Below are 20,687 nucleotides of genomic sequence, written 5' to 3' on the forward strand. Positions count from 1 at the left end.
GGGCAAAATACGCGCTCGCCTTCCTGAGGATCTCGTTGGCCTGCCGGAGCTCGCGGTTCTCCCGCTCCAGCGCCTTGATCCGCTCGCGCTCATCCGTCGTCGGTCCGGCCCGCACGCCCCGGTCGCGCTCGGCCTGACGGACCCACTTGCGCAGCGTTTCGCCAGAGCAACCGATTTTGGCCGCGATCGACTGGATCGCGGCCCATTGCGAACCGTGCTCGCTCTCATGCTCCCGGGCCAGCCGGACTGCCCGCTCGCGAACCTCAGGGGAAAAGGGTGGGGTATGCTTCGTCATGGCTCCAGTCTCTCAAGAGTTGGAGCCTCCGAAAATCCCGGGGCGATTCACTCCGCGTCGAACGGACGGCCCAGCACGATGTTGGCCGACAGCGTATCGTTGAGCAGTGTCACCTCTTGCGGCACGACGCCGACATGGTTGAACCAATCATCGCTCGCGATGCGAGTCAGGTCGGTTCCGTCGGCGAAGATGTGGCCGCCGCTCGGTTGCAACCCCTTCAACAGCAGGCGAACGACGGTTGATTTGCCTGCACCGGTCTCACCCGTAAGGAAGGTCGGCGTGCCGCGGCGAGCGACGAAGGAGAGGTCGGCAACGCCACGACCATTGGCGTAGCGAAAGCTGACGTTCTCGAAAGCGACGATGCCGAGGCACGGCCGGTAGGGCAGCGGATCGGCGGGCTCGAGTTCTTCCGGTGCTCTCCACATCATCGCTAAGGGCCGGAAGCGGGCCGCTGCTTCGACCGACTCCTTGATGGCCATGCCGACCATGTGGAACGGCTCATTCAACTGGATCAGCAACGTGTTGAAGAGCACGATGCCGCCGATCGAGATCAGGCCGCCCTCGAACCGGGGGACGAGGATCAGGAACGTGACCGTCAACTGCAAGGCTGCAGCGATGCCCAGAAGCCCACAGAAGGCGCTGCTCACCAGCGCGTAGCGCCGCAAATTCGCGAAGGCATCACCCGCGCTGGCAGTAAAGCGCTCGGTGATCCATCGTTCGCCGCGTGTCTGGCGCAGGGTGTCGATGACGGCGATGGCGTTGCCGACCAAGCGCGCATTGGCCTGACTTTGATTCATCGCCTCATTGAGAGCGGGTTTGACTTTGCCGATACGCGTGTAGTCGAGCGCGATCACGACCACGCCGTAGATGAATATGATCAGGGCTATGTCCCAGCTGACGAGGTTGCCGAGGACTAGGACGCTGAAGGCGATCTGGACGCATCCAGGGAGCAAGCCTCCGAGCCCGAGCTGGGTGATGAGGTTCAGCGTCTGGGTTCCCTGCTGACGGGCAGTCCCGATCTCCGCGGCGTTGTGCTCCAGGAAGAAGGCTGGCGTCTTGTGTAGGAGGCGCGCAAAGAAGGCCGTATTTGCAATGAACGATAGACGCTCCGCGCAAAGCACGATCAGGAACCGTGATCCAATGCCCAGAGCTTTCGCGCATCCGAACAGGAACGCGTAGGACATGAGGAGCGGGAGCGCGTCGGACCGCACTTGTCCGCGGGCCAGATCGTCGACGGCGCGTGAGAAAAGGTACGGAGCCGAGATCGAGGCCAATGCACCGAGCAAACTGGCCGAGATCACCGCGATGGTCGTCAGGCGGGCGTCACGCCAGTAGGCTCGCAGCAACGCGTTCAGAATCGATATCATTCGAAATTGCCAGGGAAAATCCTGAGGGCGATTTTCGAATCCCTCGCAAGCTTGAGGAATGCAAGATTTTTCGCGGCAATCCGCGACTGGATCTGTCCGCCGCGATGCATCCGCCGTCCGGGAGAGGACGGGCAAGAAGCCAACTATCCCGAATATTTGCCCTGTTCTGCCCTATGACCGGATGACGAACGAATATCCGATATCAACACGCTGCATGTCCAGCGCGGGATACATCACATACTGCCATGCCAATCGATTATCCCTCACGCAATCCGGAAATTCGACCTGCTCCGATCCAAGCATCAATACAAGTTCTATTTTACGGAAAACCGGAATGAACCAATAGGACCTGAGTACGAGAGCACCGCTTGACGCAGATCTGCACGCGATTCAATTGGGTTTCCCATCTTCCGCGATGTCCGCCGTGAGCGGGCCGGCGGCCATTTCCTCGATGTGTTCAATCGCGGCTTTCAGACTTATGAACGCGCCCAGCGGGCCGCGCAGGTGTACGACTATCTTTCGCCGACTGATCGGGGTGCCGTCCGCGCTGGGCTCGGAGAGCATCATCTCGAGAGCGAGGCGACCGACGCCTCCTCCGACGCCATGCGTCGATGTGGCTTCGAAGTAGATGACGGGAGCTTCGAGAGTACCTTCGACCTCACTGGGGACGATCGGAACGGAGCTGATCTTGGGACGGCTGGTCAACGGTGTGTCTCCGGTGTTGGCCGCGTCGAGGGTGCAACCGGCCACATTGAGCACGCCATGCGGGCGTGCGCCTTCGCCGATGTCCTTCCATCGCTGCCTGTTCGACCTCCTCTGTCGCGTGCCAACGGTCGCCCGACAGAGCCACGATGCGCCCCTATTCAAAAGTGTCGGGACGATCACCGTCTCCCTGAGAGAGCGAACAGAGGACGAGCGTCACCTGGATCGAGAGGCGGACCGTCGATCCTGAGCAGCAAATGCTCCGGCGATGGCACCGCCCCACCCTCCACTTCGAGAGTTCCGCTCACGGGATGACAAAGGGATCCTCGAAGCCGTCGGGATACGTCGAGCAGGCCGGGGCGTCATTGAGCTTCCGACACGGCCATTGCGATCGGGCAATTCGATCGACGAGCTCGAAACGAGAACCGGTCCAGTGGACGAAGCCGAAGTGGGCCCAAGGGCCCGCGGCCTTCGGATCGTCCTTCTCGAGTGGTGGCAAGTCAGGATCGAATTCCATGATCCAGCGCATGGTGGGCGCATAAGGCAGCTTGTCGTCGAGCAGAAACAGGACGCTGCCGCCGTACTTCGTCTGACGCACGCGGTCGTCGAAGCTCAGGACCGGATCCGCCGGCAGCACGTCCGCACTGACATCCCGCAAGGCGCCGTCGGCAGCGAACCGAAAAGCCTTCCGACCCATGCCGTTGCGGCAATCCAACCCCGCCTCACCCTCGTCGCATCGTACGGGCCAGATCAGGTACACGGTGTCTCGGGGGTCCGCTCCCTCGAAGCTGCGGACCATGAACGCGCCGGCCCCCAGCGTGAAGTCAGGACGGCGCCCGAAGCCGGGAGCCGCCAGATAAAAAGCTTTGCGCAGATCCTCACGGCGCGTGTCACGTTCGAGGTCGAACGCTCGGACAGGGAGGGCCAAGACAGCGTGTGCCACATGCTCAGGAGCCGGGCCGAAGCAGTAATCGTCGAAATGAAGCCCGAGGAACGAGGTCCCTCCGCCCGCGTCGTGGGGCTTGCAGATCGCCCCCATGGTCCGCCCAACCTCGAGGGGCATCCACGGACTTGGCATGATCGCCGGGACCCGAGGAAAGACGGGCTCGGCGTCAAACAGCTTCATGGCCGCGGGACGCACGATGGCCCCACGTGCGTCACCCAGTCCCGGAGCATGCCCTCGCGCGCACCCAATGCTGTAACATCCGACCAGTGATGCGGCCACAAAGAGACGGGATAAGGATTTCATCCGACGACCTTGTCGCACGTCCGCGAATAGGCGATGTCACCAGCTATGGTTCAGCAGGAACTCGGCCCTGTATGGTAGTCAAAAGTTAGGTTTGTTCGTTGCCGCAAGCCACCAGCGTTCCCGCTCTGACTTCGGCAATCGTCGCAGACCCGTCGGACAAACCCGAGTCCGCTCAGCGCAAGCGCCTTTGTTCTTGTACGCCGCATAACAGGCGTCGTCACGCCACGGCGATGAGCTAGTCCGCTGGACAAGCCCATCGAGGTCTATGGTTTTGCGGGCCTGCGCCGTCACCCGCAGTAAACCGCGGCGGCTTTCCCGGAGCCTGTCCGGTTCGGGTCAGGCGGCCAAGGCTCGGACCTCGGCTTCGGCAGAAGCGGCGGGTTTCCGTCTCGGCGGAGGCAGCGTGCCGATCGGTTGGAGCGGCCGCCGGTGGTTGAACCAGTCGACCCATTCGAGGGTGGCGTACTCGACCGCCTCGAACGAGCGCTCAAGATCTCACGCCGCAGCGTCCATCGCGCCCTACAGGACGCAGCATCACCGGAATCGCTCGGGCCGTCCCCGCCCCTCGAATGACTGGTCGGGCCGCTCGCGCCCCTCGTGTGACTGTACCATGGGGCTCCAGAAGCCATCCGGCGACCAACTGTGCGGCTGCACGGGAACATGCCCGCCGTCCCAGTTGCGAGGCCTCATGTCAGCGATCAGCCTCGACCCAGTCTCGTAGCGGTACATCTCACGGTGGTCGCCATCGGCGCGGCGTCGCACCGCGCTCAAGTCCGTGGTGATGTCGATGGGAGCCTTCTTCTGGGAAGCGCTGCGCGGCGCGCGCTTCGCGGTCACGGGCTTCGCATCGAAATAGTCACGGTAATCCCCGTACGACTCGACCGCCATCGCGCCGACCGTCGATCCGAGAAGTATGGCGGCTGCGAGCAACGTCTTCACTATCCCACACCTTCTGCATGCACGGTGGCGTCTAGCAGATCCGCGTTTACGTCGGCCCGCCGAACTGTGTAGGATTGTAGGCGATCTTCCAGAGATTGCCGTGACGTGCAGCACAGGCCGGATGCCGTTCAGGCCGCACGAAGGCGCGGCTCTCCAGCTCTCACGCGGCTCCTGATTTTGCTCCGCCGCGCATCCCGATCTTCCTGGCGCAGGGCAGCACGGACAACCGCGTGCCGCCGCGGGTGACCGAGGAGTATCGCGCGCGGCTGTGCCGAGCCGGCAGCCGGGTCGCGTTCGACCGCGTGCCTGGCGTGGGACATCTGTCGATGGCCAAGGACGCTGCGCCGGCGGCCCTCGACCGGATCGGTGACCGCTCCGCCGGCGTGCGGGCACCGAGCGAGTGCGGCGAGCCTTGACCACCGGACGGCGCCCTTTAGGGTCGGGTCTCTCCGCTGGGCGAATTCGAGACTGAGGTGGTACCGCCTCAGGATACGCGACCGAGCGAGCCACGTGGCGCGGGAGGCGGGTCCATGACGGACATTCTCATCGTCGGCGCGGGGCCGGTCGGTCTGACCATGGCGGCGGAGCTGGCCCGCTACGGCGTCGGAGTGCGCCTGATCGACCGCGCCCCGCACGCCACGGAGACCTCGAAGGCCCTCGTGGTCTGGTCGCGCACCCTCGAACTCATGGATCGCATGGGTTGCACGCGAGCCTTCCTGGATGCGGGACTGCGCGCTCCCGGTGCCTCGATCCGCAGCGGCGGCAAGGTGCTCGGCAGCCCGCGCCTGGAAGGCGTGGCGAGCGCGTACAACTTCGCCTTGATGATCCCACAATGCGAGACGGAGCGCCTTCTCACCGCGCAGCTGGGCGCCTTCGGCGTCGAGATCGAGCGTCAGGTCGAGCTGGTCGACTTCGCCGAGACGGCCGACGGCATCGACGCGCACGTGCGACACGCCGACGGGCGCGAGGAGACGGTGAGGACGCCGTGGCTGATCGGCTGCGACGGTGCTCACAGCACGGTCCGGCACAAACTCGGCATCCCGTTCTCCGGCTCGGCGCAGGGGGACGACTGGCTGCTCGCCGACGTGCGCCTCGAGGGGCCCGCAGCACCGCCGGCGGACGAGATCGCGACCTACCTGCACCGTGACGGCCCCTTCGTCGTCTTCCCGATCCCGGGCGGTCGGGCGCGCGTCATCGCGACGGTGGGCAAGGCGGATGCGGCGCACCCGCGGCCGGAGCCCACCCTCGACGACGTGCAAGCCCTCGTCGATCAGCGCGCCGGCGGCGGCTTCCGCGTGTCTGACCCGGTCTGGTTGACGCACTTCCGCATCAACGAGCGCAAGGTCGCGGATTACCGGCGCGGGCGCGCCTTTCTCGCCGGCGATGCGGCGCACATCCACAGTCCCGCAGGCGGACAGGGGATGAACACCGGTATGCAGGACGCGGTGAACCTCGCCTGGAAGCTGGCGATGGTGGTGCGCGGTCAAGCGAGCGCGTCCCTGCTCGACAGCTACAGCCCAGAGCGCAGCGCGGTCGGGGAGCTGGTCCTGCGCAACGCGACCCGGCTGACCGACATGGCGACGCTGTCGAACCCGGCGGCGCAGACGGCGCGCAACCTCGCGCTGCGCTTCCTGCTCGGCCTCCATGTCGTCCGCGACCGGATGGCGACGCAGCTGAGCGAGATCGAGATCGCCTATGCCGACAGCCCGCTCTCCCTCGGACACGGCGCCGGAGCGCGTTGGGAGCCTGCTGCCTACGCGGGACCGCCCCCGGGCGCCGGCAGCGAGCCGCGCTTCGTCCTCTATGCGGCGGACGCGACGCGTGGGGCTGAACTGATCGAGCGCTTCCCCGGCCTGCTCGAACCGACGCGTCGGTCGCTGCCGAGCGGTTCCGACCTCATCGTTGTCCGACCCGACGGCTATATCGGTCTGGCTGCGAGGGACGGCGCGTGGGAGACCGCCGAGCAGTATCTGCGAGCCCTCGCGTAAGGTCCGAGCACCACCTGCTCCGCGCTCGTCTTCTGACCTCGCCGCATGCCCGACTCCTTCGGTCCTGGCCGATCCTCTCAATCAGCCCGGTCCAGAGCCAGTCGGTCAGGTCACACCGGCCTGTCCGTCACGCCCGCTTCGTCACCTCCGCCCACGCGACGTCCCTGGAATGCTCCACGTCGCGCTCAGAAGCGCAGCTGCATCCGAGCAGTCCCCGCATGCGAGAGGAAGTGATCGCCGACTTGACCCTGATACTCGCCGGTCACCTCGATGCCGCCACCGAGGCTGATCTGAAAGCCCAGCCCCATCTCGCCGAGGCGATCGGGGATCGACGATTCCGTAGCGAACAGGCCGAGAGCGCCGGTCCCCTGGAAGCTCGCCCTGCCGGTGAAATGGTCGTCCGAGAGGAGCGTCACGCCGAGGATACCGTAAGGCCGGATCCAGCGCCCCGCATCGAGGTCGATCCGGCCGCCGATCTCCAGCATCGGGCTGAACGCCACCAGCGTCTTGGCGACCGGTCGCATGTCGAGGTTGAAGCCGGGGGCCTCGGTCTCTGAATAGGCGGGACTGTAGCTGTAGAGCAGATCCAGATCCGCGTAGGGCTTGAGATACCAATCGCCGAACAGGACTTGGTAGCTTGCCCGCAGCCGCCCGCCCGCCGAGAGGATCCCGGACTTGCTGCGCGCCGTGGCCGTGGCGCCGCCGAAGTCGATCAGGCGCCTGTTCTCGGCCCAGGAATATCCGAGATTGGCCGATGCCGCGAGCAACCAGGGGCCGATCTGGTGCTTGAGCGCCGCCGAGACATCGCCGGCATCGCTGGTCGTCCCGGTGATCCGGTCGGGATCGCTCTGGATGGCGCGGGTGTAGGCGCCGGTCAGACCGAAGAACCAGTCAGGGGCGAACTCGGTCTGGAGGCCGGTCTGGTAGCTGAGGGCGGTCTGGCGATAGCCGCCGTCCTCCGCGGTCGCGGAAAGGGTCGTGTGGGCGCTCGTGATCCGCCCCCAGACACACTCGCCCTCACGCAGGAGCGTGCCGGTGCCGCTGAAGGCCGGACAGCTCATGGCCCGCTGAAGACCTTTGCGGGTGTCGAGCGTCCGGTCGGTCAGGCTGTCCTGGTTGGACTCGGGCTTCAACTCGTCGAGGGCAGCGGCGTAGGCCTTCTGGCTGTCGACCGAGAGGAAGCGCCCGTAGAGCGTTCCGAGCTGCCTGGTATTGCCGTCCCAGGCATCCTGCAGGCCCTGCGCGACGCTGCGCTGGTCCGGCGTGAGCGTGACGCCCGTCGGCTCCGTGAACCGGGCTCTCGGGACCAGGGAGAGGGTGTCGCCCGACGCGACGATCGACCAGGAGATCGGAACCGCGCCGGAATGGAGGCTGCTGCCGACAGCCATGGCGCCGCTCTCCACGACCTGACCGGCCCGGAGGAAGGCGTACCGGCCGGGCAGCAGCCCGTCGATCAGATGCGGCTCGACGAGGCCCTTCAGTGACGCGGTGCCGGTGACGGTGAGGAGATCGGCGCGCAGGGCCCCCTCCGGCGCCAGGGGCGCCACGTCGACGAGCATCCGCCCGTACGCGCTCTGCTCGAAATTGCCGGTCACCGTCGCTCGGGCGACCTTGCCGACGCCGCCGATGTCGAGGGTGGCGCTGTTGTGCAGGCGGCCGTTCGGCCCCAGGGCGATGACGCCTTCGGGTCCGGTGCGCAGGATCGCCGAGGTCCCACCCGTGTTCTGGAAACCGCCGTTGACGAAGGTGACGCCCCCCGCCTGGCCGGCGGCCAAGTCCACGTCGCCGATCACGGTGCCGTAATTGTTGATCTCGCCGGCGGAGAACGCGCCGACGATGGCCCGGCCCGAAGCCGCGCTGACCACGGCGCGCCCGCCGATCACGATCGTAGTGGAGCGCCCGCCGTCGATGCGGATCGCCGCCCCGGTGCCGCTGCCGCCCGTGACGAGGCCGTTCACCTGGAGGTTGATCCTGCCGCCCCGCTCCGGGTCGGGTTCGAGGCTCCCGTCGGTGCGTTGGACGCCGGACTGGACGAAGATCGCGTTCGCGTCGCGGCCCGACGCGATGATCGATCCGGACGACGCGACGGAGATGTCGCCGCCCTTGCCGGTCGCGTTCAGACGGCTCTGACCCGACGCCCCGGCGGCCGGGCCGGCGAGGTCCAGGAGCAGGCCGCCGCCGCCTCCGAGGCTCTGGGCGAGGAGGCCGTGGGACTGGGCGCCCGACGTGCGGATCGCGCTGCCCTCCTCCAGCGTCACCCGGATCGTCCCACCGTTGCCGCCGGACCCGTCGCGCAGTGCGTAGGGCACCGCGTATCCCATCGCCTGGTGCGCGCCGCCGTAGCCACCGCCGCCGCCGATCGACTGCAGCAGCAGCGCCGGCGCCGCGTCGCCGACGGTGGAGACCTGCGCGCCCGCGGTCAGGCTCACCCCGACCGGGCCGCCGCTCCCCGAGGCGCCGCCCGCGCCGCCGATCCCGAACGTGTAGCGGTGGCCGCCCGGGCCGGCCGCCACCGAGGCGAGACCGCCGCCACCGCCGATGCTCTGCGCCAGGATGCCCACCGCCCCGAAGCCCGTCGTGGCGACCGTGCCGGATTGCACGATCGTCACGCCGCCACCGTCGCCCGCCACGCGCCCGGAGCCGCCGAGCGTCAGGCTGCCGGATCTCTCGGAGACGCCGGCCGGATCCTCCGGTGGGGCGATCCGCTCGATGTCGAGCGCGGCGAGCAGGGCGTCCGCCAGCGCCTGCGCGTCGCTCTTCGTCCCGCTCTTCGCCTCACTCTTGGTCTGGCTCTGAACCTGGCTCGCGGCCGGCTCCTTGGATGATTCCGTCCCCTCCGCCGCAGCGGCGGGGGTGGCAGCGGCGGGAGTGTCGGCCTCGGCGGAGGGCGCCGAGAAGCTTCCGCCACCGCCGCCGATGCTCTGGGCGACGACGGCATGCGCCTCGGCCCCGGCGGTGGTCACCGAGCCGTGGTTATCGACCTGGACAGATCCGCCCCGGGCGCCGGTCCCTCCCGATCCGCCGACGGTCAGGTTGAGCGTCAGGCCCTTGTTCGCTTGGCTGCCGGCGACCGTTGCGCCGACGCCGTTGCCGCCGCCGCCGCCGATGCTCTGCGCGTAGAGGCCGTAGGCGGCATCGTCCGCGGTGGCGACGGAACCGGTGTTCACGATCTTGGCCGTGCCGCCGATGTTGCCGCTGCCGCCCGTGCCGCCGAGCGTCGCCGTCACGGTCGTCCTGTTGGTCGCCTCCGCGTAGGCGAGGCCACCCTGGCCGCCGCCGCCGCCGATGCTCTGCGCCAGGATGCCGTGCGCGCCGATCCCCATCGTCCGGACGGTGCCGCCGTTCTCGACCGAGACGCGACCGCCGTTCCCGCCCTGCGCGCCGCTCCCGCCGAGCGACAGGGTGAACGCCACGTCGGGCAGCTTGGTGGCGCCCTTCTTCTGCGCGTCCAGATAGCTCGAGACGCTGCCGCTGTAGGACTTGAGCGCCTTGCCGAAATCCGAGTTCTTGAGCTGATCCGCCAGGCCCTTGTACGTGTCGCTGGACTTGATGTCCTTCAGGAATCGATCGAGATCGTCCTTGTTCTCCTTGTCCTTCGCCCACTCCTGGTAGGCGGCGACACCGATCGTCTTCTTGATCTGCGTCCAGATCGTTCCGACGGTGTCGGGGTCGGAAACGTCACGCGCCGCGACGCTGCCGCCCATGCCGCCGCCGCCGCCGACGCTCTGCGCCACGATCCCGTGCGAGCCGTCGCCGCTGGTCGCGATCAGGCCGCCAGCGGCATTGGTGACGGTCACGTCCCCGCCGCTGCCGCCGCTGCCGCCCTGGCCGCCGAGCGTCAGGCCGACGGTGAGCTTGCCGACGGCCGATCCGGACACGGTGCCGCCGTTGCCGCCGCCCCCGCCGATGCTCTGCGCCTCGATGCCGTGGGCGTCCGACCCCCCGGTCGTGATCGCGCCCCGGTTCGTCACCGTGACCGCGCCGCCGACATTGCCCTTGCCCTTCCCGCCGCCGATCGTCTCCGTCACCGAGAGGGTATCGGCGATCGGAAGCTTTCCGACGAGGCCGTTCAGGGTCTTGTCGAAGGAGAAGCCGGGGGCCGCGAGGCTCGCGGCGTTGCCGCCGTTGCCGCCGCCCCCACCGATGCTCTGCGCGAGGATGCCGACCGCGCCGGCTCCCCCGGTGGTGACGCTGCCGGACTGCGTGACCGTGACCGCGCCGCCGATCCCGGCGACGCCCGCGGTGCCGCCGACGCTCCGCGCCACCGTGACGTTCTGCTTGAGGCTCAGGCTGTTGCTCGTCGCGGTCGCGCCCCCGCCATTGCCGCCGCCCCCGCCGATGCTCTGGGCCTGGATGCCGATCGCGCCGTCCCCGGACGTGCGCACCGCGCCGCTATTCGCGGCGGTGACGGTGCCGCCATTGCCGCCGCCGCCGCCCGTCCCGCCCAGCGTGGAGGTGGCGGACACGGCCATCTGGCCCGGCGGGGCGACCGCCAGCGCGTAGGCGGCGGCATCGCCGCCGATCCCGCCGCCGCCGCCGACGCTGAGGACCAGCAACCCCGCGGCCGCGTCGCCGTAGGTGGTGACCCGGCCGGCATTGATCACGCCCGCCGGGCCGCCATTGCCGCCGTCGCCCCCCGAGCCGCCGATCGCGGTGGAGAAGGCGAAGCTCGGCAGCGACTGCCCGCTCGGCGTGGCCAGGGGCGTCGTGATCGCCGTCGCGCTGGCCAGGCCGCCGACACCGCCGCCGCCGCCGATGCTGAGGACGGCCAGGCCGTCCGCTCCGAGACCGGCGGTGGTCACGGTGCTGCTGCTCTCGATGCGGGCCTCGCCGCCGTTGCCCCCCTTGCCACCGGATCCGCCGATCGCCCACGAGGCGGAGAGCGCCGCGCCCACCGCGATGCTCCTGACGTCGCCGCCGGCGCCGCCGCCGCCGCCGATGCTCTGCACCAGCACGGCCGTCGATCCCGCCCCGCCGGTCTCGATCGCGCCGGCCCGGCCGGTGAAGCGCGCGAGACCGCCATCACCGCCGCCGCCGCCGCTGCCGCCCAGGCCGACCGCGAAGAAGGCCCCGGCCGGGAAGGCGCCGCCACCGCTGCCGCCGCTGCCACCGATGCTCTGCACCAACGCCCCGAAGGCCGAGTCGCCCTCGGTCGTGATCCGGCCACCCGCGTTGACGATCTCCGCGGTCCCGCCCGCGCCCCCGGTCCCGCCGGCCCCGCCGCGGCCGAACCAGAGCGAGATGCCTCCGGCCCCGCCGCCGCTCCCGGGCGCCACGTCGAGGGCCGCGAGCGGCAGGGCCGAGAGGGCGCTGCCGCCGCCGATGCTCTGCGCCACGAGGCCGGTCGCCCCGGCGCCGGACGTCGTCACCGTCCCGCTGTTGGTCAGGGTCACCGATCCGCCCGGGGCGGCATCGCCCCCGCCGCCGCCACCGAACACGCCGCCGCCGCCCTTGCCGCCCGGCCCGCCGACCGATTGCGCGACGAGGCCGAGGGCGTAGTCGCCCGCCGTGACGATCGTGCCGCTCTGGGTCACCGTGACGGTCCCGCCGTCACCGCCCCGGCCACCGGGCCGGCCGCCGGCATCGGGCTGTATCCCGCCGTCGCCGCCGATGCTCTGGACGAGGCCGCCGAGGGCAGAGTCGCCGGAGGTCCGGATGGTCCCGGCCATGTCGAGGCGCGCGGTGCCGCCCGCGCCGCCCGGCGTCACGAAGGGGTTGCTGTAGAAGGTCCCGGACCCGCGGATCGAGCCCGCGCCGCCGATGGACTCAACAATCACCGCGGTCGCCCCGACACCGTCGGTCGTCACCTGCCCGGAGCGTGTCACCGTGAGCGCGGCCGCGCCGCCGGCGCCGCCCCGTCTGGAGGCGGTCTGGTCGGCGTCGGTGCCCCCGCGGCCGGCATCGCCGCCGACCGCACTGACCCGGACCCCCAGGAAGGCCTGCCCCTCGGTCGCGACGCGGGACGACAGGGTCAGGGTCGCCGGCCCGGCATCGCCGCCGGCGCCGACATCCTTCTGGGCGTCGCCGCCGTTCCCACCCCGGGAGAAGACCCAGAACCGCGGGATCGGCCGGAACTGGAGCTGGGAGACGCGGGCGCGCGTCGTGTAGCCGACCTGATCCCCCTCTCCGCTCACATCCTCTCCGAGCGTCACCGCGACGGCACCGCCGCGCCCACCGCTCGCGCCCGGGACGGATGCCAGCCCCACGATCGCGTCGCCGCGCCCGCCCGCTCCGCCCACCGAACCGGTCCGGATCGTCGCGGCGAGGTCGTTGCCGGCGGCCGCGGCATCGACATTGATCAAGGACAGGTCAGGGCCGTCAGCACCGGCCGTCGCGACGACATTCGACGCGATGACGTTGGCTCTACCATCGCGGCCGCTGGTGGCGGTCACCACCTCGGGCCGAGGTCGCTCCGCGGCGCGCGCCGGCAGGTCGAGGACCAGGACCAGGCCGGTGCTGGCCGCGACGACGAGCCGTCCGCCATCGCGGATCTGCCGGTCGCGGCGTGGGACACAGAGCTGACCTGGCCGGTGACCCATCAGGAACGCGTCTCTCTGCGCCGCTGTCTCAAGAAAAAATCCGGGCCCTCGCGGCTCAGGGCACCCAGCGATCGTCCACACGAAGTTTTGAATGCATTCCTCTTACATGGTTAACAAAACGTTTAGAACGATCTGTCGGGCCGATGATGGTCCTATTTTTCCCAATTCTGGAGCAATTGTGCGGACCGAGATCGATATTTCTAACAGCGACCGAACCCATATTTCTTGGCGAATTCACGATTTTTAGTATCTGAGTCCATGTTTAAATGCCCTCAGATATTCGAGGCCGCGCCTGGAGCGAATTGAACGCGTCTCGGGTGCAGCAATGTAGGTGCGGTGGATTTCAGACGGTCGGCGTTTCCCACCCCGTCGGGGGACGCGTTTCACACCGCCACAGGCCGGAGACGGAACAGGAATGACGGCTGTCCCTCGACGACCGTCCTGCCGGGTCTCGTCGCCGTAGCCGGCCGTCGGAACCGGACAGGCTCGCCGAGCTGCTCGGTGAGGCAAGGCGCGCGCCGGCGTGGCAAATGGCGACGCCCGCGATATATTAGGATCCGCTAAATAAGAGACCCTGAGAGCGCCCGGATCCGGACCGATGGACGTCGTCACGCCGAACGAACTGCTGCGCCTTCAGGACAGGGCCGGCGACGCGGCCCGTCTGCTCCGTCTCCTCGCCAACGAGAAGCGCCTGCTCATTCTGTGCCTGCTGGTCGCCCGCGGCGAGATGGACGTGACGAGCCTCGCCGAGGCGGTCGGACTCAGCCAGTCTGCCCTGTCGCAGCACCTCGCCAAGCTGCGGGAGGACGGGCTGGTCGCGTACCGGCGCGAGAGCCAGACGCTTCACTACCGCCTGGAGGATCCCCGGGTCGCCCGCGTGCTGGCGACCCTCAAGGACATCTTCTGCCCGGAACTCGCCTGACCGCGTCAGCCACGCAGGATCTCCACCGCGAGTCCCGAACGGTCCGGCCGGTTGCGCAGCCGCAGGCTCGGCCCGCTGCGGCGTGACGCCATCGCGGCGATGGCGAGAGCAAGCCCGCAGCCCGTCGCGCGCGGCGATCGCGGAGGAAGCCCGCGCGCTCCGGGAAGCCGGCCGGCGCGTCGCTCCGGCGCTCGCAGCGCTTGCCGCAGAACATTAGGGTGCACTAAATAAGAGCCGTCTAATGTTATCGCGCGGGACAGCGTTCTCCGCCGCCGAGCCGGGCCTCGCCTGGACCGGAGCTGTGGGCAGATCGAGATGGATGACTTCACCGCAGTCAGCGCCCTTATCGGCGGAGCGATGATCGGCGCATCCGCGTCGCTCCTCCTCCTCCTCACCGGGCGCGTCGCCGGCATCAGCGGCATCCTCGGCAGGCTCCTGGTCCCGCCCGCGCGCGGGACCGCTTGGCGGGCCGCCTTCGTGGCGGGCCTCGTCCTGGCGCCGGTCGCTTACAGGGGTCTCGGGGGCGACCTGCCGCCGGTGACGATCGGGGCGTCGTTCCCGCTCCTCGTCGTCGCGGGCCTGCTGGTCGGCTTCGGCGCGCGCCTCGGATCCGGCTGCACCAGCGGCCACGGCGTCTGCGGCATAGGCCGCGGCTCGCCCCGCTCGCTGGCCGCCACCGGCACGTTCATGACCGTCGCGATCCTCACCGTCCTCGTCGCGCGGCGTCTCGTCGGAGCCTGAGCCATGGCCAAGACCGTCTCCGCCCTCGCCGTCGGCCTCCTGTTCGGCCTCGGCCTCCTCGTCTCGGGCATGGCCGACCCGGCCAAGGTGCGCGCCTTCCTCGACGTGACGGGCCGCTGGGACCCGAGCCTCGCCCTCGTCATGGCGGGTGCCGTCGCGGTCTCGGCCGCCGGTTACCGCCTGGCGCTGCGGCGCGGCCGGCCGGTGCTCGCGCCCAGGTTCGATGTCCCGACCCGGCGCGACCTCGACCTGCGTCTCATCGCCGGAGCCGCGATCTTCGGCCTCGGCTGGGGCCTGGTCGGCCTCTGCCCCGGCCCCGCCCTCACCATCCTGACGGTGGCCCCGGCCGAGGCCCTGACCTTCGTGGCGGCGATGGTCGCCGGCATGCTGCTGTTCCGCCTCGTGCCGCCGGTGCGTCCGAAGCCGAAGGCCGTGCCGGGAGCCGGCGCCTGAAGCGCACCGCTCGGGCAAGCGGGTTCGCTGCGTCGGGATCGGACGCTCCCGCCATGTCGTCCGCGTGCCGGCGTCGCCCTGCGCTCGCGGTCCGACAGCCCCAAGGCGACGCTCTGCGGGCGCGGCGGGCACGGCTCGGGTCCGGAATCCGGCATCGCTCCGGTGGTGGCGGCCGCGACGGCGATGCGGCTCCAGCCTTCGGGTCTCGCGCTCCGCGCATCGCGCCCGACGGAGCGTCGGCGGCGCTGTCAGTCGGTGGGCTGGAGCCGCAGAGCCATGCCCCAGGGATCGCGGACAACGAGCGCGCCGTCGTCCGCGCCGAGGGGCGCGTCGGCCTCGCGCAGACGGTCTCCCGTCGATGCCAGGGTCGGTCGATCGACCAGCAGCACCACCTCGGCGAGGCCCGTCCGCCCCTCGGATCTGACGGCCGCACCGCGGCTGTTCCAGACGTTGCCGGCCAGCTGATGGTGGTAGCCGCCGGAGCCGAGGAACAGGGCTCCCGGATAGCGGCACATCACGTCGAAGCCGAGCAGGTTCGCGTAGAAGCGCTCTGCCGCTCCGAGGTCGCCCACCTGGAGATGGACGTGCCCGACGCAGGCGGCGGCCGGCATCGCCGACCAGGGACGCGTCGCGGCACCGACGATCCCGGCCTGATCGAGCCGTTCGTTGCGCATCACGACCGAACCGTCCGACGCACGCGGCCACGCCGATGCCGGGCGATCGACGTAGATCTCGATGCCGTTGCCTTCCGGATCGTCGAGGTAGACGGCCTCGCTCACGAGGTGGTCGGCGCCGCCCGTGAGCGCGATGCCGTGCCTCTCCGCGTGCAGGAGCCAGGCACCGAGGTCGCTTCGGTCGGGCAGCAGGAACGCCGTGTGGAACAGGCCGGCCTCGCGCGGGTCCCGTGACCGCGCGTTCGGGTCACGGCGCAGGACGAGGCGCGTCGCGTCGCCCGTCCCGAGATGCACGGCACTCTCGGTCTCCGAGAGGATGCCGAGCCCGATGATGTCCCGGTAGAACCGCGTGAGCGCGTCGAGGTCGCGCACGGCCAGGGTCACCGCACCGATCCGGTACGGCGCCTCGGCCAGGACGCGGTCCGGCCCGGCCTGGGGCCGGCTCGAAGCGGGTGTCGCCATGGTTCGTCTCCCGATCTCTGTCCGTCCGGCAGGTGGGATCGCCGGCCGGTCCTCAGCGGCTTCTCGTCTCCCGGGCGGCGGGCTCCGGCGCCCCGCGCCAGGATCCGAACAGGCTGAAATGCGGGGTCCCGCCCTCGGACGCGACCGCGACCGTCGCCGTGCGGCCCGCGACCAGGCGGGTCTCGTCGGGAACGTCGTCCAGCTTGATCCGCACCGGGATGCGCTGGGCCAGCCGGACCCAGGCGAAGGTCGGGTTGACGCTGGCCAGCAGGTTCGAGCCCGCCGTGCGCTCGCGATCCTCGATGCCGCCCGCGAAGCTCTCCACGCGGCCGTTCAGCGTCGACGTCTCGCCCATCAGGCGGACGCTGGCCTTGTCGCCGACATGGATGCGCGGGAGCTTCGTCTCCTCGAAATAGCCCTCGACGCGCAGCGTGTCGCTGTCGATGAGCGCCATCACGCCCCGTCCGGTGGACACGTAGGTGCCGGGACGCAGCTCCATGTTGGTGATGCGCCCGTTGACCGCGGCCTTCACCGCGGAGCGTTCGAGGTTGAGCTTGGCGAGGTCACGGTCGGCCACCGCCTGCCCGTACGCCGCCCTGGCCTCCAGGTCGGTCGCCCGGGCGGCCTCGACCCTCTGCTGGGACGCGGCGGCGTCGCTGAGCTTCTGATAGCGGACGTAGTCGGCGGCGGCCCGCTCGGCGGTCGCCTGCTTGCCCTCGACCACCGCCTCCGCCTGGCGCAGGGCGAGATCGAAGCGCTCGGGATCGATGCGGAACAGCACGTCGCCCCGCTTCACCACCTGGTTGTCCGCCACCAGCACCTCGGTGACGAGGCCGGAGACGTCGGGGGCCACCTGCACCACGTCGGCGCGCACGCGCCCGTCGCGGGTCCACGGCGCCTCCATGTAGTAGTCCCACAGCGCCAGCCCGACGACGATCGCGGCGGCGACCGTCCCGAGGGTGACGAGGAGGCGGAACGAGAGGGCGAGAAGCCGGGGCATGGAGGGATCCGGAAGGTGTGGGCAGGGCGAGACCGGGCGGCCGGACGAGCCCGCCGGTCAGGAGGTGAGAGGGACCGCGACCGAGACGACGAGGCCGAGGAGCACGACGTAGAGGGCGAGGTCGAACAAGGGCCGGTGCCAGACCATGCGGTAGAACCCGGTCCGGGCCAGCACCCGCCGCACGAGCAGGCTCAGGGCGAAGGCGATCAGCATCCAGGCCGCGAGGCTCGGCACGAACACGCCGTACAGGTCGACTTCACCCGTCATGCCGCGAGCTCCGGATGCGTGGTGGTGGGCAGCGTCGACCGGTAGGGCGGCGCGTCCGGGAACAGGCCGCGCCGGACGCCGACGAGACCCATCAGCGCGGCCCGGCCGGCCGCCCGCCGCACGTCGCGGGAGACGGCGTCGAGGGCCCCGTCGACGGCCTCGAGCAGGCCGGGGGCGGGCTTCCCCGGCTCGGCCGCGAAGTGCCGCGACAGCGCGACGAGGAGTGCCTCGACCGCCGCCCGGGCCGGCTCCGAGAGCTGCCGCCGGTCGCGCCGCAGTTCCACGACGTTGATGCCGACCCGGACCTCGGCGAGGAGGTCGGCGGTCCATTCCGCGTCGTCGGACGGCAGGGCGGCCAGCCGCGGCGCGATCAGGCCGACCCGATCGAGCATCAGCGCGGCGAGTTCGAGACCGTTCTGCGCGCCCTGGCGCCCGGCGGCGCGGGCGAGGCTGCGGCGGTTGACGGCCCGCAGGCGCCGCGCCGACCAGCCGGCGCCGACCGAGCGGACGAGGCGCGTGACGATGGCCGCGACCCACATGCCGACGATGACCGCGACGGAGGCGTTGGTGAAGGCCGCGAAGTCCCCCGTGTAGCTGCCCTGGAGGGCGATCATGGCCGAGCCGTTGACCGCCGCGCCCATCGCCAGGGGCGCGGTCCTCGGCTGGGCCATGAACACCCCGCAGGCCAGGAGGGCCGGGGCCAGCGCCAGGGCCAGCATCTCGAAGGTGGTGGCCAGCGGCAGGACCGCGAACAGGTAGGCGCCCGCCCCCAGGGCGCCGACGATGGCCGAGTTGGCGAAGCTGACGATGAACGGGGCGGGATCGTCCTGGGCGGCGAAGAAGCAGCAGCCGACCGCGGCCATCATCGGGGCCGCCGAGCCGTGCGGCCATCCGGTCGCGATCCAGATCGCGCAGGTGACCAGGATGGTCAGGAACACGCCCAGGGCCGACAGCAGCGCCATGCCGTGGTCGCGGTGGCGGATCGTGCGCGCCGCCGCGGTGTACCGGAAGGTCAGGTCCTCGGTGACCGGCGTCCCGTCCGCGATGTGCCGCTGCAGGATCCGCGCGTCCTGGCGCAGGTCGATGAAGTCGCGCAGCCGCGCCAGGAGGCTCGCCAGCACGAGGGCGTCCCAGGACGGCCGCTCCCCGAGCCCGGGTTCGAGGGCGTCCGCGTCGGCCTTCAGGCGGTCGGCCTCGGCCTGTTCGGTGGTTCCGGAGGCGAGCCAGGCGGCCATGGCGTCGAGGAGGGTGCGCAGGCGCTGCGGCAGCGCGCTCGCCCGCTCCAGCGTCTCGATGCGGTCCGAGACCGCCGAGGCGATGGGCAGGAACATCAGCATGTGCTGGCGCAGGGTCGCCATGGCATCCGCCGAGCGTTCCGCGCCGGTCATGTCGTAGCGCAGCGGCGTCGCCAGGGCATCGAACGCGACCGCGTCCGAGGCCAGCTTCAGCCGGGTGGCCTGCGTGTCCGTCGTCGCGCGGGTGCGGCCGAGGACGTCGATGACCCAGCCCCGCGCGTCGCGCAGCCAGAGGTCGAGCCGGCCGGAGATCACCGGCGCCACCGATTGCGGCAGCACGATCGTGTTCACGAGGCTGGCGCAGAGGATGCCGAGGGTGATCTCCTCGGCCCGGGCCACCGCGACATCGAACATCGTCCCGGGATCGCCCACGGCCGGGAAGCCGATCAGCGCCGCCGTGTAGCCGCCGAGCATCATCAGGTAGCTGCGCGGGGTGCGGTCGAGGAGGGAGAAGTACAGGCACGTCGCGACCCAGGTCGCGATGGCGAGCGTCAGGAGTTCCGGCGCGTTCACGAGGTTCGGCACGAGGGCGACCGTGACCACGGCCCCGAGCAGGGTGCCGAGCACCCGGTAGAGCGCCTTGGAGCGGGTGGCGCCGGCCAGTACCTGGCTGGTGATGTAGACGGTGCCGAGCGCCCAGTAGGGGTTCGGCAGATCGATCCAGAACGCCAGGAACAGGGCCAGCATGCCGGCACCGAAGGTCTTGAGCGCGAAGGCCCAGTCGCGCCAGCCGGGGAGCGTCATTCCGCGGCCTCGCCGCGACGCGCCCCGGCCTCCGCCCCGTCGAGCCCGGCCTCGCCGCGGAGATGATCCTGCAGGGCCTGGAACACCCGCAGGCCGGCCTCCAGGTCCGCGGCGCTCACGGTCGCGAACACCGTCTCCCTGAGGCGCTCGAGATCCGCCTCGATCCGCGCGACGACCGCCTGTCCCGCGGGCGTCAGGGTCAGCACCTTCGCGCGGCGGTCGGTGGGGTCCTCCCGGCGCGCGACGAGGTCCGCCTTCTCCAGTTGATCCAGGAGCCGCACCAGCGACGGCCCCTCGATGCCGATCGCGTCCGCCAGGGTGGTCTGGCGCGGCTCGCCGCCCATGCGGGCGATCAGCACCAGCGGCAGGGCCTTGGCCTCCGAGATGCCGTGGGCCTCGGTCGCCGCGTTGGCCAGGCGCCGCCACTGCCGTCCGGAGAGCAGCAGCGTGTGGGTGTAGGCCAGACGGAGCTGCCGTAGGGTCTTGGCTGCCATCTCAAGCCTCCCGGCGGATCGTGGTGACGCGCATCGGGCGGCCCCGCACCGATATTGATAGTAACCTATCGATTGGCGCGGCGCTGTTCAAGGGCGCGCGCCGGCGGGCCACAACGCGCGGTGGTCCATCCCGCGGATCTTCGAGGCCGGAAGCCCGGTCCGCGAGGAACGCGACGCCGGCCTCGGCGATGCGCCCCTCGCGGCCGATGAGCCGACGCCGGCGCCGTCTCCGCCTGGGACGTCCCGGCAACGCGGCGTGTGCGGCCGGGGGGCTCCCACCTTCCCGCCCATGCGGCGGGCCAGGCGCCCGGGCGACCGTGACCTTCGTCACGGTCGCGGAGCGGCGCACAGGGCATGTCAGTCTCCGCAGGCCAGGAGGATCAGATGACGGCTCCGTTCTCCCTCATCAGGCGATGGCTCGACTGCCGTCGCGCGCGGAGCGAACTCGCGTCGTTCAGCGAGCGCGACCTCGCGGATCTCGATCTCGTCGGCTGTGACGTGAAGCGCATCGCCTCGGCGCGGTCCGTGCGGAGAGGCGCGGCCTGAGGATCCCGGC

General features: G+C 70.3%; 17 protein-coding genes and 1 pseudogene. 6 read left to right on the forward strand and 12 right to left on the reverse strand.

The genetic code is table 11. From position 1 onward, the window contains the following. From C4T42_RS26260 to C4T42_RS26285, 6 genes and pseudogenes are all read right to left on the reverse strand, one after another. The coding region (locus C4T42_RS26260) for a transposase (protein WP_146074035.1) at positions 1-295 on the reverse strand (295 nt) is incomplete at its 3' end. A 47-nt stretch (positions 296-342) separates the two neighbouring features. Further along, a complete protein-coding gene (locus tag C4T42_RS26265) occupies positions 343-1,662 on the reverse strand; it encodes an ABC transporter ATP-binding protein (RefSeq protein WP_244603284.1) in 1,320 nt (439 codons plus the stop codon). A gap of 390 nt (positions 1,663-2,052) precedes the next feature. Further along, positions 2,053-2,367 (reverse strand): hypothetical protein, encoded by a 315-nt coding sequence (locus tag C4T42_RS26270; RefSeq protein ID WP_020095892.1) that lies wholly within the window; start codon positions 2,365-2,367, stop codon positions 2,053-2,055. Between the two features lie 301 nt (positions 2,368-2,668). Continuing rightward, positions 2,669-3,490 carry a hypothetical protein gene (locus tag C4T42_RS26275; protein ID WP_103986144.1) on the reverse strand — a complete coding sequence of 274 codons (822 nt, stop codon included), beginning with the start codon at positions 3,488-3,490 and terminating at the stop codon, positions 2,669-2,671. A 459-nt stretch (positions 3,491-3,949) separates the two neighbouring features. Further along, a pseudogene (locus C4T42_RS26280) lies at positions 3,950-4,099 on the reverse strand (IS3 family transposase); the annotation flags it as partial. 48 nt (positions 4,100-4,147) lie between these two features. Next, on the reverse strand, positions 4,148-4,552 hold the full coding sequence (locus tag C4T42_RS26285; protein ID WP_026605351.1) for a hypothetical protein: 405 nt from the start codon (positions 4,550-4,552) through the stop codon (positions 4,148-4,150). A gap of 197 nt (positions 4,553-4,749) precedes the next feature. Here C4T42_RS26285 and C4T42_RS32795 point away from each other — a divergent pair, with 197 nt between their 5' ends. Both C4T42_RS32795 and C4T42_RS26295 read left to right on the forward strand, forming a co-directional pair. Beyond that, positions 4,750-4,968, forward strand: a complete 219-nt coding sequence (locus C4T42_RS32795) for a hypothetical protein (RefSeq protein WP_272481320.1) — start codon at positions 4,750-4,752, stop codon at positions 4,966-4,968. Positions 4,969-5,082: 114 nt separating this feature from the next. Next, positions 5,083-6,540 carry an FAD-dependent monooxygenase gene (locus C4T42_RS26295; protein ID WP_056524270.1) on the forward strand — a complete coding sequence of 486 codons (1,458 nt, stop codon included), beginning with the start codon at positions 5,083-5,085 and terminating at the stop codon, positions 6,538-6,540. A gap of 185 nt (positions 6,541-6,725) precedes the next feature. Here the strand turns inward: C4T42_RS26295 and C4T42_RS26300 are convergent, their stop codons facing one another. Next, positions 6,726-13,079 carry an autotransporter outer membrane beta-barrel domain-containing protein gene (locus tag C4T42_RS26300; RefSeq protein ID WP_103986145.1) on the reverse strand — a complete coding sequence of 2,118 codons (6,354 nt, stop codon included), beginning with the start codon at positions 13,077-13,079 and terminating at the stop codon, positions 6,726-6,728. A 598-nt stretch (positions 13,080-13,677) separates the two neighbouring features. Here C4T42_RS26300 and C4T42_RS26305 point away from each other — a divergent pair. The 3 genes from C4T42_RS26305 (at position 13,678) to C4T42_RS26320 (ending at position 15,195) form a co-directional block, all read left to right on the forward strand. Continuing rightward, on the forward strand, positions 13,678-14,001 hold the full coding sequence (locus C4T42_RS26305; RefSeq protein WP_020095886.1) for a metalloregulator ArsR/SmtB family transcription factor: 324 nt from the start codon (positions 13,678-13,680) through the stop codon (positions 13,999-14,001). Positions 14,002-14,316: 315 nt separating this feature from the next. Continuing rightward, positions 14,317-14,742 carry a YeeE/YedE family protein gene (locus tag C4T42_RS26315; RefSeq protein WP_020095885.1) on the forward strand — a complete coding sequence of 142 codons (426 nt, stop codon included), beginning with the start codon at positions 14,317-14,319 and terminating at the stop codon, positions 14,740-14,742. 3 nt (positions 14,743-14,745) lie between these two features. Continuing rightward, positions 14,746-15,195, forward strand: a complete 450-nt coding sequence (locus C4T42_RS26320; RefSeq protein ID WP_042673736.1) for a DUF6691 family protein — start codon at positions 14,746-14,748, stop codon at positions 15,193-15,195. Positions 15,196-15,443: 248 nt separating this feature from the next. Here the strand turns inward: C4T42_RS26320 and C4T42_RS26325 are convergent, their stop codons facing one another. Genes C4T42_RS26325 through C4T42_RS26345 form a run of 5 tightly spaced genes read right to left on the reverse strand, consistent with a single transcriptional unit; the run spans position 15,444 to position 20,131 of the window. Next, positions 15,444-16,331, reverse strand: a complete 888-nt coding sequence (locus tag C4T42_RS26325; protein WP_020095883.1) for a VOC family protein — start codon at positions 16,329-16,331, stop codon at positions 15,444-15,446. A gap of 52 nt (positions 16,332-16,383) precedes the next feature. Beyond that, positions 16,384-17,331, reverse strand: a complete 948-nt coding sequence (locus C4T42_RS26330; RefSeq protein WP_020095882.1) for an HlyD family secretion protein — start codon at positions 17,329-17,331, stop codon at positions 16,384-16,386. A 57-nt stretch (positions 17,332-17,388) separates the two neighbouring features. Then, the gene (locus C4T42_RS26335; protein WP_020095881.1) at positions 17,389-17,598 is read right to left on the reverse strand and encodes a DUF1656 domain-containing protein; all 210 of its coding nucleotides are present in this window, start codon (positions 17,596-17,598) and stop codon (positions 17,389-17,391) included. Next, entirely contained in the window at positions 17,595-19,637 is a 2,043-nt protein-coding gene (locus C4T42_RS26340) for an FUSC family protein (protein WP_020095880.1), read from the reverse strand. Before C4T42_RS26340 ends, C4T42_RS26335 begins: the two co-directional genes overlap by 4 nt. Next, positions 19,634-20,131, reverse strand: coding sequence for a MarR family transcriptional regulator (locus tag C4T42_RS26345; protein ID WP_020095879.1), 498 nt, complete (start codon positions 20,129-20,131; stop codon positions 19,634-19,636). Before C4T42_RS26345 ends, C4T42_RS26340 begins: the two co-directional genes overlap by 4 nt. 384 nt (positions 20,132-20,515) lie before the next feature. On the opposite strand from C4T42_RS26345, the gene C4T42_RS26350 reads away from it, so the two are divergent. Then, complete coding sequence (locus C4T42_RS26350; protein WP_244435356.1) at positions 20,516-20,677, forward strand: DUF1127 domain-containing protein; 162 nt, start codon at positions 20,516-20,518, stop codon at positions 20,675-20,677. The last annotated feature ends 10 nt before the right edge of the window (positions 20,678-20,687 follow it).

Source organism: Methylobacterium sp. 190mf, assembly GCF_900107945.1.
Classification (GTDB): domain Bacteria; phylum Pseudomonadota; class Alphaproteobacteria; order Rhizobiales; family Beijerinckiaceae; genus Methylobacterium.